The 15,440-nt window shown below is 71.2% G+C and carries 10 protein-coding genes and 1 pseudogene; 4 read left to right on the top strand and 7 right to left on the bottom strand.

The genetic code is table 11. The features are described 5' to 3' along the window. Positions 1-1,729: pseudogene (locus LCH29_RS32015) on the bottom strand (type I polyketide synthase); the annotation flags it as partial. A 43-nt stretch (positions 1,730-1,772) separates the two neighbouring features. After that, positions 1,773-2,378, bottom strand: coding sequence for a hypothetical protein (locus tag LCH29_RS32010; RefSeq protein ID WP_446465184.1), 606 nt, complete (start codon positions 2,376-2,378; stop codon positions 1,773-1,775). A 327-nt stretch (positions 2,379-2,705) separates the two neighbouring features. Here LCH29_RS32010 and LCH29_RS32005 point away from each other — a divergent pair, with 327 nt between their 5' ends. Then, positions 2,706-4,106, top strand: a complete 1,401-nt coding sequence (locus tag LCH29_RS32005) for a M28 family metallopeptidase (RefSeq protein WP_446465183.1) — start codon at positions 2,706-2,708, stop codon at positions 4,104-4,106. 68 nt (positions 4,107-4,174) lie between these two features. Here LCH29_RS32005 and LCH29_RS32000 read toward each other — a convergent pair whose 3' ends face one another. Next, positions 4,175-6,181, bottom strand: a complete 2,007-nt coding sequence (locus LCH29_RS32000) for a M6 family metalloprotease domain-containing protein (protein ID WP_446465182.1) — start codon at positions 6,179-6,181, stop codon at positions 4,175-4,177. Positions 6,182-6,473: 292 nt separating this feature from the next. Here LCH29_RS32000 and LCH29_RS31995 point away from each other — a divergent pair, with 292 nt between their 5' ends. After that, entirely contained in the window at positions 6,474-8,105 is a 1,632-nt protein-coding gene (locus LCH29_RS31995) for an AMP-binding protein (protein WP_446465181.1), read from the top strand. An 81-nt stretch (positions 8,106-8,186) separates the two neighbouring features. Here LCH29_RS31995 and LCH29_RS31990 read toward each other — a convergent pair whose 3' ends face one another. Beyond that, complete coding sequence (locus LCH29_RS31990; RefSeq protein WP_179939100.1) at positions 8,187-8,555, bottom strand: arsenate reductase family protein; 369 nt, start codon at positions 8,553-8,555, stop codon at positions 8,187-8,189. Between the two features lie 137 nt (positions 8,556-8,692). Between LCH29_RS31990 and LCH29_RS31985 the strand changes: the two genes are divergently transcribed. Beyond that, entirely contained in the window at positions 8,693-8,977 is a 285-nt protein-coding gene (locus tag LCH29_RS31985) for a hypothetical protein (protein WP_446465180.1), read from the top strand. A gap of 73 nt (positions 8,978-9,050) precedes the next feature. Here the strand turns inward: LCH29_RS31985 and LCH29_RS31980 are convergent, their stop codons facing one another. Further along, positions 9,051-10,382, bottom strand: coding sequence for an MFS transporter (locus tag LCH29_RS31980; protein ID WP_446465179.1), 1,332 nt, complete (start codon positions 10,380-10,382; stop codon positions 9,051-9,053). 5 nt (positions 10,383-10,387) lie between these two features. After that, positions 10,388-11,374, bottom strand: coding sequence for a 2-hydroxyacid dehydrogenase (locus tag LCH29_RS31975; RefSeq protein WP_446465178.1), 987 nt, complete (start codon positions 11,372-11,374; stop codon positions 10,388-10,390). Positions 11,375-11,500: 126 nt separating this feature from the next. Here LCH29_RS31975 and LCH29_RS31970 point away from each other — a divergent pair, with 126 nt between their 5' ends. Next, positions 11,501-12,388 carry a dihydrodipicolinate synthase family protein gene (locus LCH29_RS31970; protein ID WP_446465177.1) on the top strand — a complete coding sequence of 296 codons (888 nt, stop codon included), beginning with the start codon at positions 11,501-11,503 and terminating at the stop codon, positions 12,386-12,388. A 4-nt stretch (positions 12,389-12,392) separates the two neighbouring features. Here the strand turns inward: LCH29_RS31970 and LCH29_RS31965 are convergent, their stop codons facing one another. Further along, on the bottom strand, positions 12,393-15,413 hold the full coding sequence (locus tag LCH29_RS31965) for a SpoIIE family protein phosphatase (RefSeq protein ID WP_446465176.1): 3,021 nt from the start codon (positions 15,411-15,413) through the stop codon (positions 12,393-12,395). Positions 15,414-15,440 lie beyond the last annotated feature (27 nt).

The raw sequence follows: 15,440 nt of genomic DNA, 5'->3' as shown, positions 1-15,440 counted from the left end.
GGACGTTGGCTGCCCTGTCCGCTGAACAAGAACACCGTCTGGCCCGAGACGCTCGCAGCGCCTCCGGGGCAGACCACCGCCGGGTGCGGTGCGCCGGTGGCCAGGGCCTGCAACCCCGCCGCCAGCTCCTCGCGGTTCTCGCCAACGATGACGGCGCGGTGGTCGAAGAGCGAGCGGGTCTTCAGCAGCGACCAGCCCACCTCCACCGGCGAGGCGTCGTCGTCCGCCGACACCCGGTCGAGCAGTGCGCCCGCCTGGCCGCGCAGCGCCTCCGTACTCCGTGCCGACACCACCCACGGCACCACCCCACCGACATCGCCCGCCTCGGCGACCGGTGGGATGGTCTCCGGCGCGTCCGGGGCCTGCTCCAGGATGAGATGTGCGTTCGTACCCGAGATGCCGAACGAGGACACGCCCGCCCGGCGTGGATGCTCACCCCGCGGCCAATCCGCCGCCTCGGTCAGCAGCCGCAGCTGCCCCGCGCTCCAGTCCACATGCGGGGTCGGCTCGTCGATGTGCAGCGAGGCGGGCAGGAGCCCGTGCCGCATCGCCATCACCATCTTGATCACACCCGCGGCACCCGCCGCCCGATGTTGGACTTGATGGAGCCGAGCCACAGCGGACGGCCCTCCGGACGCTCCTGTCCGTACGTGGCCAGCAACGCCTGCGCCTCGATCGGGTCGCCCAGCGTGGTACCGGTGCCGTGCGCCTCGACCGCGTCCACCTCGGACGGCGTCAGGCGCGCGTTGGCGAGCGCCTGACGGATCACCCGCTGCTGGGACGGTCCGTTCGGCGCCGTCAGCCCGTTGCTGGCGCCGTCCTGGTTGACCGCCGTACCCCGGATGACCGCCAGCACCCGGTGGCCGTTGCGCCGGGCGTCCGACAGCCGCTCCAGCAGCAGGACGCCGACGCCCTCGGACAGGGTCATGCCGTCGCTGCTCGCCGAGAACGCCTTGGACCTGCCGTCCGGGGCGAGTCCCCGTAGATCGCTGAAGCCGATGAAGGGCGCCGTCGAGGACATCACGGCGACTCCACCGGCGAGCGCCAGATCGCATTCGCCCTGCCGGATCGCCTGGCAGGCGAGATGCATGGCGACCAGCGCCGAGGAGCACGCGGTGTCCACCGTGACCGCGGTCCCCTCCAGGCCCAGGGTGTACGCGACCCGGCCGGACACCACGCTCGCGGAGCTGCCGATGGTGAAGTACCCGGCGGAGCCCTCGGGCACCTGGGAGGCGTCCGTGCAGTAGTCGAGGTGGTCGCAGCCGATGAAGGTGCCGGTCAGGCTGGACCGCAGCGATTCCGGATCGATGCCCGCGTGCTCGATGGCCTCCCACGACGCCTCCAGGGCGAGCCGCTGCTGCGGTGCCATGCCCAGGGCCTCGCGCGGGCTGATGCCGAAGAACGCGGCGTCGAATCCCGCGGGGTCGTCGAGGAAGCCGCCCTCGCGGCAGTAGCTGGTGCCCGGGTGCTCCGGGTCGGGGTGGAAGAGGCCGTCCAGGTCCCAGTTGCGGTCCGTGGGCAGTTCCGTGATGGCGTCGCGCTCGGCGGCGACCAGTTCCCACAGCTCCTCCGGGGAGCGCACTCCGCCGGGGAACCGGCACGACATTCCCACGATGGCGACCGGTTCGTGCCCGGCCGACTCGACATCCTTCAGGCGGCGCTGTGTCTGGCGGAGGTCCGCCGTCACACGCTTCAGATAGTCGAGAAGCTTCTCTTCATTGCTCGCCATGTGTCGGTGCTCCCGCTTCCGCCCGCTGGCCTCGGCAAAACCACTAGGGGCGACGGCAGTCGTAGCTGCCGCGCAAGGTACTTCCGTCGGGGAAGGTGAAACGTGTGGCGTCCTTGAAATGTCCTGGACCGAGCACCTGATAGTCGTCCACCACGTCCATTTTCACGCCTTCGGTCCTTCCGGTGGCGCTGGGCGTGACCACCTGACTGAGCGGCCCCTTGAACACCAGGTGGCCGTCTTTCCAGCCGGGCGAGGAGTAGTTCGCGGAGGATCCCCAGTTGTCGTGGTACTGGACGATGAACTTGTCGCCCACGGGGTCCCAGCCGAACGTCGACCGGCCGACCACATGACCGGGTTCCATGGTCGCGTCGGTGTAGTAGTAATGCCCGCCCATGGCCCGCTTCGTCGTCAGGTGCATCACCGTCGCCTTACTGCCCGGCGGGGGTGTGTACTCGCACCGGTAGGACCCGAGGAGAAAATCCAGTGCGCGTATCTGGGGCGGTGCGGGCAGCGGGTTCGCGGGAGTGGCGCGAGACGGCGACTTGCCCCGGGCGTCCGGTTCGGCGTTCACCGGAGTGACGGCGAACGCCACGAGCCCCACGGCGACCAGGCCCGTGTGCACTGCCTTCCGGGTCTTCCGGGTACGCATACGCAACTCCCATCGGTCATCGGGTTGATGTGGGCATCGGATTGATTCGGTCATCGAGGTGATCGGGCGCTGACCTGCGGCTGAGCCACCTGGCACGCCTCGGAGCGGATACGGCGACCATCATTTGTGCCGTCCCTAAAGGTGCTCTAACGCGTGGCTTGCCCGCGGTACGTGGCGACGGCCCGGCTCGCGCGCCAGGCGGCCAGGCCACCGCGCCCCAGGCGGCCCGGCCACCGCGCCCAGACGTCCCGGCCACCGCGCCTCATTAGCCCAGCTTTAGACCGGCCGCCGAGCATGAACCGGACGTCGGGACGAAGGAGGATGGCGATGAGCGGCTGGCCGGCGCTGGAGAAGTACGTCGATCGGGCACCCACCTCGAAGGAGATGATGGGCTGGATCGAACTGATCGTCAGCCAAGGCATTCGCCGGGCGGGTTATTCCGCCGACAGCTGGACCGAGGAGTGGGCCGCCGAGCAGTTCCGCGAAACGGGGCTCGAGGACGTCCGGCTGGAACCGCTGGACACGCCGATCTGGCGGCCACGGTCCGCCGCCTTCGAGATCTGGCCCGTCGGCCGCCCCGGCGAGGTCACCCGCTTCACCGGACTCGCCCTGCCGTACACCACCCCCACCGAGGGCACCGAGGGGCGGCTGGTGCGGATGGAGGACGGGGAGGTGGGCGGTGGCATCGCCGTCCAGGAGATCGGCTTCACCCAGCTGCCGCAGACGGAGGTGCAGGCCCGGGCCACCGATGCCTACGACCCCGAGGGCGTCTTCCCCGACCTCGTCCAGACCGTGCCGTTCGACCTTCCGCATGTGCTGGACTTCGATATCGCCATCAAGGACGGGGCGACCGCGTACGTCGGGCTGCTCACCGGTGTGCCCTGGGAGACCAGCGACTTCTACTGGCCCTATGACGCCGAGCTGCGCTCGATCCCGGGGATCTGGCTGAGCGGGAGCGACGGCGAGCGGGTCCGTGAGCTGATGGCCTCCGGCGCGTGCGAGGGGCGGATCATCTCCGATGCCACCATCACCGAGGAGACCACCCACAATGTGGTGGGCACCCTGCCCGGCGCCTCGGACCACTGGGTGATCGTCGGGTCACACCATGACGGACCGTGGGCCTCGGCGGTGGAGGACGCGTCCGGGGTGGCGCTCGTCCTGGCGCAGGCCAGGTTCTGGGCGTCGGTGCCGCAGGAGCTGCGCCCGCACAACATGCTGTTCCTGCTGACGTCGGGCCACATGGCCGGGGCCGCGGGCACCCAGGCGTTCATCGCGGCGCATCCGGAGTTGTTTCCGCAGGTCGTGCTCGAAATGCATCTGGAACACGCCGCGCGCCAGGCCATCGTGGTCGACGGCGAGGTCGTGCCCACCGACGATCCGGAGGTGCGCTGGTGGTTCACCACCCAGGCGCCCGCGCTGGAGCGGCTGGTGGCCGATTCGATCGCGGCCGAGGACCTGCGCCGCTCGTGGATCCTGTCGCCGACCGCCTTCGCGCCGAACCCGGCCACCGACGGCGCGTACTTCTACTACACGGGTGTGCCGCTGGTGCAGCTGATCACGACCCCGATGTACATCTTCGACCCGAGGGACACCCCCGACAAGGTGGACCAGCAGAGCCTGGTGCCGCTCACCATGGGCGCGGCGCGGATCGTCGCGGGGACGCACGGCTGTGAGCCGGACTCCCTCCGCGTGCCGCTGCCTCCGACTGACGGTAGCGCATCCGACTGACGGGGCGTGTGTGACGGAACGGGAGCGGCCCGCCGGTTTCCCGGCGGGCCGCCCTCATGGTGCCGTACTCACCGTGTGCGCAGCGCGCACGTGGCCTTGGCCGTCTTGCGCGGGTCGCTCTCGGAGCGGGCGGTGAGGACGACCTTGCCGTGCCGGTCGGCCCCGTCCTTCGCGGTCACGGCCACGCCCACGTCGACCGAGGTGCCTGCCTTCGCGGTGGCGAGCTGGTTGGGCAGCCACGCGGACCAGCCCCGGCCGGTGGCCGTGGCCGACAGCCGGTAGACATCGGAGTCCAGATGGGCCCCGGAGTTTCCGGCGCGGCCGGTGTTGGCGAGGTCGAAGGTGCACAGGGCGCGGCCCTTCGAGGGGTGGCCCTTCGCCACGCCACGGTCCAGGTCGACGCCGCGCCGCTGCGGCCCGGAGCCGTCCAGGGACTTGACGGCGATGGTGTACGAGAGCACACCGGACCGGTCGCGCTTCAGGTCGAGGACGTAGAAGTGCAGCCGGTTGGCCTTGTCGATGTACTCGTACTGGCTGCCGGAGTCGGCCCCGGCGTGGAAGAGCGCATCGCTGAGCTGCCGGTAGTCGCCCATGGTGATCTTCTGCGTGCTGCCGTCGGGGCTTGGGAAGTCCACCATGTCGATGTCCTCGGGGTGGGCGTCGATCACCCAGGCGAACGGGGCCTGGTCCTTGTTCTTGGTCTTGCTGATCAGCACTCCGTTGTCCGGGGTGAACGAGTCCATGCCCATGCGGTCCACGACCTCGACGGTGTAGTTGTCGTAGCCGCCGCCGTCGCACAGGGGGTCGGTCTTCCGGTCGCAGGCCGGCGAGCGATCGCTGCCCAGGGTGATGTTGACGCCCGCGAGCCCCTTCTCGCCCGGTGGCGCGGAACGCGCCGTGACGCGGGCGACGGCCATTCCGGAGTCCGCCAGCGCGTCCCGGTCCAGGCGCAGGACGTTCTTCTCGTCCACGATGCCCAGCTTCAGCTTGTCGCGCAGCACATGCTGCGCGCCCATCGAACCGCCCGCGGTGGCGGGTATCTGCCACCGGGTGTGCGGGCCGCCGGGGCCGTTGAACGAGCCGCGGGAGAGCATGCCCCAGATGCCGGTGTAGGAGCGGCTGAGGGGAGTGCCGTAGGGGTTGTTGTAGTTGTCGCCTATGCCCAGGATGTGGCTGAGCTCATGGGCGTACACAGCCATGCCGGAGCTCTCGGTCTGGAGGGACGAGCCGTCCGTGGCGTTGGGCCAGATACGGGCCGCGGCCTGCCACGACGTCCACGGTACGTAGCGGGTCGCCGCCGCGTTGCTGCCGGCGGACACGGGCGGGCCCCACATGGCCGGTACGTCCTGCCGGTCGGCGAACTTCATCTGGCCGAACTCCTGCCAGGTGGACGACTCGTCCTGCCCGGCCGTGAGATAGAAGACGAAGTCGAACTTCTTGGTCTCATCGCCACCCACGTCGGCTGTCCAGGCCGCCTTCCCGTCGGCCCGGATGTCCATGTCGCAGGTGTCCCCGGCCGGACAGGCGCCGGGGTTCATGGAGTCCTCCACCCCGTACTGGTAGGACTTCGCGGGCATGCGGTACACACCGAAGGCCGTCAGGTCGACGCCGATGCGGCCACCGGAGTCCTCCATCCAGTACTCGTTGATGGTGTGACCGTTGTTGAGCGCGCCGGGCTTGTTGAGGAAGTCCTCGTAGAACTGGGGCAGACGGTCGCGCGGTATGCCGGAGGCGGACGGCTGCGGGTTGCCGAACAGGGTCGACCCCGCGGGTCGGCTGACCGTGAACTCCTCGTCCGGATAGTCGAGGAGCACCAGCGCGCCCTTGAAGGTGCGCTGGGTGGGCTCGACGTCCGGGTCGGCCCAGCGGGTGCCGGGGACCGCACGGTAGTCGGCCCACGTCATGTCGTCGGGGTTGCGCCAGCGCTGGGGGTCGATCGGGTCGACGAGGGGCGGCCGGGCGCTCGGCGTACGGTCGGGTGCGGCCCCCGCGGGCCCGGCTGCGACGGCGGCCAGGGCGGCGAGAAGCGTGGCGACGACCGTTAATCGGCGGACGCGTCTTCGACGGAGGAACAAGGCTCACCTCTTGTCCGGAAGTTTTGCTCAGACATGACCAGCCGTGCGCACGGGAGGACTACGGCTGCCACGGTAAGCCGGGGGTCGAGGTGACGCCAGAGTGCCGTTGGGGCTTCCGCCCCGGAAACCGGGAGTACGTCACCGCGGTGACGAGCCGTTGACGAGCCGGAATCCCACCCGCACACGGCTGCGGAGCACATCGGAAAGCGCGATAGCGTGTACAGGCCAACGGGAAGGCTGCCGCCGACCTCCCGGATGGCGCGACGTGTGGAAACCAGTCCAAGGAGCCCTCTTGACCAGCCCAGAACAGCGCATGGCTGACCTGCTCAAGACCTTCGGTGAGCCAGCGGCGTGCACCGCGTATCTGCTGTGCGACCGGCATCCGTCCGACGCCGTGGCGTTCACCTTGGTGAGCAAGGACCTGACCAGCCATGACATGACGTTCGCTGAGCTCCGCGACCGCTCGTCGCGCATGGCAAGTGCCCTGGCCGCCCTCGGGGTCGGCGCCGGTGACCGGGTCGCCACCCTGATGGGCAAGTCCGCCGAACTGCTCATCGCGTCCCTCGCCATCTGGCGGCTCGGGGCCGTCCAGGTGCCGCTGTTCACCGCGTTCGCCCCGCCGGCCATCGCGCTGCGCACCATCGGCAACGGCACCAAGGCGGTGGTCACGGACGCCGACCAGCGCCCGAAACTGGACCCCGAGGCCGGTTTCCCCGGCGAGCGGCCCTGGCAGATCATCACGACCGGCCCGGTCACCGGCACCGACCTCGCCTTCTCCGAGCTGCTGAAGTCGCACGCACCGCAGCCCGAGCCGGTGGCGGTGGGCGGCGACGCCCCCATCGTGGAGCTGTTCACCTCCGGCACCGCGGGCTCCCCGAAGGCCGTGCCGATCCCGCTGAGCGCCGTGGCGGGCTTCGTGATGTACCAGGAGTTCAGCCTGGACCACCAGCCCACCGACGTGTTCTGGAACGCGGCCGACCCGGGGTGGGCGTACGGCCTGTACTACGCCATCATCGCGCCGCTCGCCCTCGGCCGCCGCAGCCTGCTGCTGAACAGCCTGTTCTCCGCCGAGGGCACCTGGGACGTGCTGTCCCGCTTCGGCGTCACCAACTTCGCCGCCGGGCCCACCGTCTACCGCAAGCTGCGCGCTTCCGGTGGCGCCCCCGACGACCTGCGGCTGCGCTGCTGCTCCGCGGCCGGTGAACCGCTGCCCCCGGACGTGGTCGACTGGGCGCAGGACGCCCTCGGCATCCCCGTACGCGACCACTACGGCCTGACCGAGACCGGCATGGTCATCGCCCACGCCTGGCATGCGGAGCTGCGCACCGACCTCAAGACCGGCTCCATGGGGCGCCCGCTGCCCGGCTGGAGCGTGAAGATCCTGCGCGAGGACACCAACTCCGCCGAGGCGGCGACGGGCGTCCCCGGCCGGGTGGCGATCGACATCGCGAACAGCCCGCTGATGTGGTTCAAGGGGTACCTGGGCTCCCCGGAGCGTACGGCCGAGAAGTTCAGCCCCGACGGGCGGTGGTTCTACACCGGCGACACCGCGGCGCAGGACGAGGAGGGCGATCTGTTCTTCTCCGGGCGCGGCGACGACGTCATCCTGATGGCGGGCTACCGCATCGGCCCCTTCGAGGTGGAGAGCGTGCTCCAGCAGCATCGGGCCGTGGCGGAGGCCGCCGCGGTGGGCATCCCCGACGACGAGTACGGCGAGGTCATCGAGGCCTTCGTCGTCCTGGGCCCCGGGGCCCAGCCGGGCGAGGCGCTCGCCGCCGAGCTCCAGCAGGTCGTCCGGGACAAGTTCGCCAAGCACGCGTACCCGCGGCAGATCCACTTCGTGGACGAGCTGCCGAAGACCTCCAGCGGCAAGACGCAGCGCTTCCTGCTGCGTCCGGCCCCGACCACCGGCCGGGGCCGCTGACGCGGCGGACCCCATGGCCATGGGCCCCGGTCCCCGTGCTCGGCACGGGGGCCGGGGCCCGACGTTGCGTGCGTACGGGAGTCAGTCCGTGGAGCGCGACAGCGCCTCCCGCACCGCCTCCTCCGTACGTCCCACCACCGCGGAACCGTCGTCGGCGGTGATGATCGGCCGCTGGATCAGCTTGGGGTGTTCGGCGAGCGCCGCGATCCAGCGGTCGCGCGCGCCCTCGTCGCGCGGCCAGTCCTTCAGCCCCAGCTCCTTCGCCGCGGCCTCCTGCGTCCGGGTGATGTCCCACGGTTCGAGCCCGAGCCGGGCCAGTACGCCCCGGATCTCGTCCTGACTCGGTACGTCCTCCAGGTAGCGGCGGACGGTGTACCCGGCGCCCTCCGCGTCGAGCAGACTGAGCGCGCTGCGGCACTTCGAGCACGCCGGATTGATCCAGATCTCCATGGCGCAACCGTACCGCGAGACCCCTCCCGCAACGCCCGTCGAATCCCGGTCATCTGGCGCCTGACCAGGCTGCTTTGTCAGTGCCCCACCGTAGAATGGAGGCATTGAAAGAGAGCGTCACCGACCATCCCAGGAGGATGCCGATGGCCACTGCCGCTACCCCTCTTCCGGACCTGCCGAGCTTTGCGACCCTGCCGAAGAAGCGCATGCCCGCCGGGCGTCCGCGTGAGTGGTACGAGACCCACAACCGCCGGCTGAAGGCCATGCGCCTGGCCATCGCCCTGCTCAACTCCGGGGTGTACCGCCCCGAGCAGGCGCGCAACCGCAAGATACGGGCCACCGCGGTCCGGATCGGCGTGCACCCGCCGTCCAACACCACGTGCCGCATGGTGCGCTCGCTCCTTCAGGAAAACGACCGCTGACCGGTCCGGGCCCCCGCCGCGCCGACTCCCGGCGCGGCGGGGGCTCCCCGGACCCGTCACTCCGACTCCCTTGTCACCCCGCCATCTTCAGCCGCTCGACCTTCGGCAGCAGGAACGCGTAGGTGGCGGCACCGAGCAGGGCCACACACCCCGCCAGCGTCAGGGGCAGCATGAACGAGTGGGTGATGCCCTTGAGCACGCCGAGCAGCAGCGGGGAGAGGATGCCCGCGATGTTGGCCGCCGTGTTCTGGATCCCGGCGATCGAGCCGACGTGTGCGGCCGTCGGGGCCACGTCGGCGGGCAGCGCCCAGACGCTCGCCGCCGCGAAGGTCGAGCAGAAGTAGGAGACGGACAGCGCGGTCAGCGCCGTGCCGACGCCCGGCGAGATGACCGCGAGTGCGATCACCGACGTGCCCAGCAGCCCGCCGACCAGCGGGATCTTCCGCGCCTTCGTACGCTCGGTGCCGCGCCGCACCAGCCAGTCGGAGAACAGCCCGCCGGACCAGCCGCCCAGCATGGACGCGATGCCGGGAATCATGCCGAGGAACCCGAACGACAGGGCGTCGAGGTGGTATTCGTCCACCAGGTAGGTCGGGAACCAGGTGATGAAGAAGTACGCGACGAAGTTGACGCAGAAGAAGCCGAGCATCATCGCCCAGATCATCCGGAAGCGGAACAGGTCCCGCCAGCCGATCCGGGCGCTCGCCGCGGCCTCCTCGGCCGTCTCCTTCTCCTGCCCCGACTCGATGTACTCCCGCTCCGCGGCGCCGAGGCCCCGGTGCTCCTTCGGGTCGCGGTAGTAGAGCCACCAGCCCAGCGCCCACAGCACACCGAGGCCGCCCGCGATGGCGAACGCCCAGCGCCAGCCGAGGCCGGTGACCACCAGCGTGACCAGCGGGATGGACAGGGCGCCGCCGACCGCGTTGCCGTTGTTGAAGGTCGCCGAGGCGAAGCTGCGCTCGGAGGCCGGGAACCAGCGCGAGACCACCTTGGCGCTGGAGGGGAAGCTGGGTGCCTCACCGAGGCCGAGCAGGGCGCGCAGCCCCACCAGAGATGCCACGCCACGGGCCATGCCCATGGCCGCGGTGGCCAGCCCCCACCACAGGCTCGCGACCGCGAGCATGATGCGCGGACCGACCTTGTCGGCGAGCCAGCCGCCGGGCATCTGGCCGAAGGCGTACGTCCAGAAGAACGCCGACAGCAGCAGTCCGCCGACGCTGTCGGACAGGCCGAGGTCATCGGTGATGTGCGGCAGCGCGACACTGAGCGTGGCGCGGTCGATGTAGTTGATCGTGATGCCCGCGAACAGCAGCCCGAGGACGACGAAACGGACCTTGCCCACGCGTCCGCCGTGTCTCTTCGGAGCGGCGACCGGGGCCTGCGCGGAGGTCTTGCCGAGAGCCATCGCCCTCACACCCCCGCCGGTGGCCGGACGCCGCTGACGCCGTTGACCACGTTCCGCGGGGCCTCGCCCGACAGCACCCGGTCCACGCTCTCGACGAGCCGTGCCCGGATCGCGTGGTACGCCTCGACCGTGACCCCGGCGGTGTGCGGGGTGAGCAGCACATCGGAGCGGCCGCGCAGCGGGGAGTCCGCGGGCAGCGGCTCCTCGGCGAACACATCGAGCGCGGCGCCCGCCAGCTGCCCCGAATCCAGGGCCTTGACCAGCGCGTCCTCGTCCAGGACACCGCCACGTCCGGCGTTGAGGACATAACTGCCCCGGGGCATCCGGGACAGCAGGGCATCGCCGACGACACCACGGGTGGCCTCGTTCAGCGGCATGTGCAGGGTGAGCACATCGGAGCGGGAGGCGAGGTCCTCCAGGCCCACATACGTACGGTCCGGCTCGGAAGGCACCGGGTCGTGCACCAGGACGTCGCTTCCGAAACCGTCGAGGCGGCGCGCGACGGCGCGGCCGATGCTGCCGAACCCGGCGATGCCGACGGTGAGCGCGGACAGCTCGCGCCCCCGCAGCCCCTCGGGTCCCCAGCCACCTCCGTCGATCTTCGCGTGACCCGCCGCGTACCGGCGCAGGAGGGAGAGCAGTGCGCCGACCGTCCAGTCGGCCACGGCGTCGGTGTTGAAGCCGGGCAGGTTCGCGACCGGTATGGAGCGCTCGGCGGCGGCGAGGTGGTCGACGCCGTCGAAGCCGACGGCCACCGACTGCACGAGGCGGCAGCGCCGCATCCCGTCGAGCAGCTCCGCGGTGATGCGGCGCTCCTTCTCCAGCGGGGCGAGGACGATCGTCGCGTCGGCGAGCGCGTCCCGGTGGTCCTGCGGGTCCTCGTCCGGCCCGATCTCGGTGATGCGCAGATCGGGGTGGCCGGGCAGCAGCCGACGTAGCTCGTCGGCGCCGAGATCGTTCAGGTGGTACAGGGTCACGAGATGTTCGGACATCACATGCGGCTCCTGGAGTGATGTGGTGGGGCCCTGGGGAGTGGCATGAGTTTTCGCCACGGTTACGATCGCTGTCAACGGTTAACCGAAAACGGATAACGGTTTTCCGAGTGAGGAGTCACGCACATGGACCGTCAGCGCACCGTCGTCACCGCGCTCACCACGCCGTTCACCCCGAGTGGCGATCTCGACCTGGACGCGGCACGCGCCCAGTACGGCTTTGCCGCCCGCACCACCGGACAGCTGCTCGTGGCCGGAACCACCGGAGAGTTCCCCGCGCTGAGCGAGGGCGAACGGCTGCTGCTGATCGAGACCGCGTTGCAGGAGGCGGGTTCCGACGGCGTGATCGCACACATCGGCGCCGCCGACGCCCACACCGCCGTCCGGCTCACCCGGGCGGCCGTGGCGGCCGGTGCCCGCCGCATCGCCGCGCTCACCCCGTACTACCTGCCCGCGAACGCGGACGAGCTGGAGGCGTACTTCAGTCGCATCCGGCTCGCCGCCCCGGACGCCCAGCTGTACGCGTACCTCTTCCCCGAGCGCAGCGGCCTGACGGTCGACCCGGTGGAATTCGGCAAGCTGGCCGCCTCGTGCGGGCTGGCCGGCGTCAAGCTGAGCGGAACCCCCTCCACCGAGGTGGCCGCCTACCGCGCCGAACTCCCCGAGGAGTTCGAGGTCTACTCGGGCAACGACCAGCGGCTCGCCGACGTCCTGGCCGCCGGTGGCGCCGGGGTGGTCTCCGGCTGCTCGGCCGCCTTCCCCGAACCCTTCCTCGACCTGGCCGCGGCGCTGCGCGACGACACCACCGACCCGGCCCGGCTCGTCGCGCTCCAGGACCTGGTGGACCGCACGGTCGGTCTCCTCGGCCCCAGCATCGGCCGGATCAAGCACGCCCAGACGGCCCGCGGGCTGCCCGCCGGAACCTCCCGGATGACCGTGGGCGACCCGGACCGGACGACCGCAGCGGACATCGAGGCGCTGGCCGGTGAGGTGTCCGGCCGCCCGGACGCCTGAGCGATCAGCCCACGGGCAGCGGCTGCTCCGCCCAGATGCACTTGCCCGTCGGGGTGAAGCGCGTGCCCCAGCGGTGGGAGAGCGCGGACACCAGCTGGAGGCCCCGCCCGCCCTCGTCGGTGTCCGAGGCCCGGCGGATCCGCGGCGTGGTGGGGCTGCCGTCCGACACCTCGCAGATCAGGCTGCGGCTGCGCAGCAGGCGCAGCCTGATGGGGCCCTTGGCATGCCGGACCACATTGCCGACCAGCTCGCTGACCAGCAGTTCGGTGGTCATGGCCAGCTCGTCCAGCTGCCAGGCGCCGAGTTGGTCCCGGACGTGGTGGCGGGCCTCCCCGGCGGCGATCGGCGCATCGGGCAGCCGCCAGGTCGCGATGTTGTCCGCGGTCATCGAATGCGTTCGGGCCACCAGCAGCGCCGCGTCGTCCTGGGTGCGCGACTGCTCGGGCAGCAGGGTGGCGACGAGGGTGTCGCACAGCCGGTCGAGCTGGCCGAGAACACGTCCGTCCTCGTCCACCGCCGAACCGCCGTCACCGATGGCGCTCGGACGCGGAAGCAGGTCCGGCGTCCTGGCCAGCGCGTCGGCCAGGATGCGCGAGAGGTACGCCATGCCGTGGTCGATGTCACGCGTCGCGGACTCGATCAGCCCGTCCGTGCACAGCACCAGGATGCTGTCCTCCGGCAGCTGCATCTCGATGGTCTCGAACGGCGGGGTCGCGGCGCCGAGCGGCGGGTCCGGGGAGAAGCCGGGGGAGTGCACCGTGCCATCGGGGTGGATGATGGCGGGCGGCGGATGCCCCGCGCACCCGAAGGCGCACACGCTGGTGGTCGGATCGTAGATGGCGTACAGACACGTGGCGTAGAAGTCGTCGCCGAGCGCCCCCACCAGATCGTTGAGGTGGGTCAGCAGCTCGTCCGGCGGCAGCTCCAGATCGGCCAGCGTGTGCACGGCGGTGCGCAGTCGCCCCATGGTGGCCGCCTCGGACAGCCCGTGGCCCATCACATCGCCGATGACCAGCGCCACCCGCTCCCCGGACAGCGGGATCAGGTCGTACCAGTCGCCGCCCACCTCCATGCCCTCCCCGGCCGGCAGATAGCGCGCGGCGGCCGTGACGGCGGGCAGCGCGGGCAGGGTACGGGGAAGCAGCCCGCGCTGGAGCTCCTGGGCGCGGGTGTGCTCGGCGTCGTACAGCCGGGCCCGCTCCAGCGCCTGGGCGACCAGCCCGCTGATCGCGGTGAGCAGCGTGCGCTCCTCGTCGCTGAAGTGACGCGGCCGGTCGAACGAGACGACGCAGTAGCCGGCCCGGTGGTCCGAGGCCACCAGCGGGAGGAACGCCCACGCCTTCTTCCCGCTCAGCGGCAGATAGCCGACCACCTCCGGGAAGCGCTTGGCGTAGTCCTCGGGCGAGGAGATGAACAGCGGGGTGCGGGAGCCGAGGATCTGGACGACGGGCGTGTGGAGCGGGGCTTCCGGCGGCACGGGGATGTTGTCGAGGAAGCTGACAAACGCGTCCGAGTAGCCGGTGGCACCCACCACCCGCAGCCGCTTGTCCTCGATGAGCTGGCAGATCATCCCGGTCGCCCCGAACGGCGGCAGCACCCGGTCCGCGACCGCCTTAACCACGTCCTGCGTGGTCAGCGCCTCGGCGAAGGCACTGGTCAGCTCGGCGATCCGGGTGGCGCGCTCGGTGGCGGCGTGTGCGGCGGCCGAACGCTCGGCGTCCAGCGCCCGGCGGTCGGTGACATCCGTGATGTGCACCGTCATCCCGTCGGGCACCGGGACCAGCCGGACGTGGTACCAGCGGTTGCTGCGCGGCCAGCGGGCATGGAAGTCGATGGGCGCCCGCGCCGCCGCCGCCCGCCGGAACCGCGGCTCCACCCCGATCGCCCGCGCCCGCGGAAGCTCCCACAGCACCTGGCCCCGCAGCTCCCCGGAGGCCCCGAGGAAACGCTCGGCCTCGATGTTGCCGAACGTGATCCGCCCGTCCTCGTCCACCACCAGGAACCCGTCGCCCATGTACCGCAGGGCGCGGCTGAAGGCGTCCCGGGAGCGGCGGGTCTCGGTGATGTCCCACAGCGTGCCTACCACCCGGTCCGGCACACCGTCCGTCCGGGCGGCCACGGTCCCGCGCGCCTGCACCCAGCGGTACGTCCCGTCGGGCTGCCGCACCCGGTACTCGACGCTGTACTCGCTGCGGCCGCGCAGCGACTCCGCGTTGGAGACCGCCTGCACCCAGGGCATGTCCTCGGGGTGGATGGCGCCCAGCCAGGTGTTGACCTGGCCGTCGAAGCTGCCGGGCTCGAACCCCAGCAGCGCCTGCGCCTGGTCGTCGCAGGTCAGGGTGGCACCGCGGAGATCCCACTCCCAGGCGCCGATCCGCGCCGTGTGCAGCGCCCGCTGCACCCAGGGGCCGGACGGCTGCTCCTCCGGCTGCCGGACCCGGTCGCGGTCGGCGTCCGCGGTGGCCGTCTCCAGCAGCCGCAACCGCCGGGCCAGCCAGCCGGTGACCGTACGGGCCAGATCGCGCTGGGCCGCATTGCCCGCCCGCGGTGTGGACGTCAGCACCGACAGCACCGCGAGCGGCGACCTGCCGTTCATCGGCACCGGGATGGCCGCCATGCACACACCGGACGGGATGCTCCGGGCGAGGGGGCCGCGCTCGGCCGGCTCGGCGGCCCAAAGGGCGGTGCCGCCGTGGAAGGCGGTCATCGGAGCGACCGACTCACCCCACTCGATGTCCTGCCACGACCTGAGCAACGGACCGCTGATGCCGCTGGTGGCCACCAGCCGCAGCCCCAGCCCGTCCGGCCTGCGCAGATGCGCCATGCCGCCCAGACCCTGAAGCCCGGACACCAGATGGTCGAGCGCCAGCCGCAGCAACTCCGCGTCGCCGAGACCTCCGCTCGCGGCTTCGAGCAGACGCAGCCGGGCCCGCTCCGCCTCCCCGGCCGTGGCGTGCTGCTGCGCCTGGGCATGGTCCTGCGTCGGGGCGTGGTCCTGTGCCGGGTGCCGATCGTCTACACCCACGCGATCACCTGCGCTCTGCGAGGCCCG

It is taken from the genome of Streptomyces sp. BRA346, assembly GCF_052851135.1.
The sequence above is the reverse complement of the archived record's forward strand: the minus strand, read 5'-3'. Positions and strand labels throughout refer to the sequence as shown.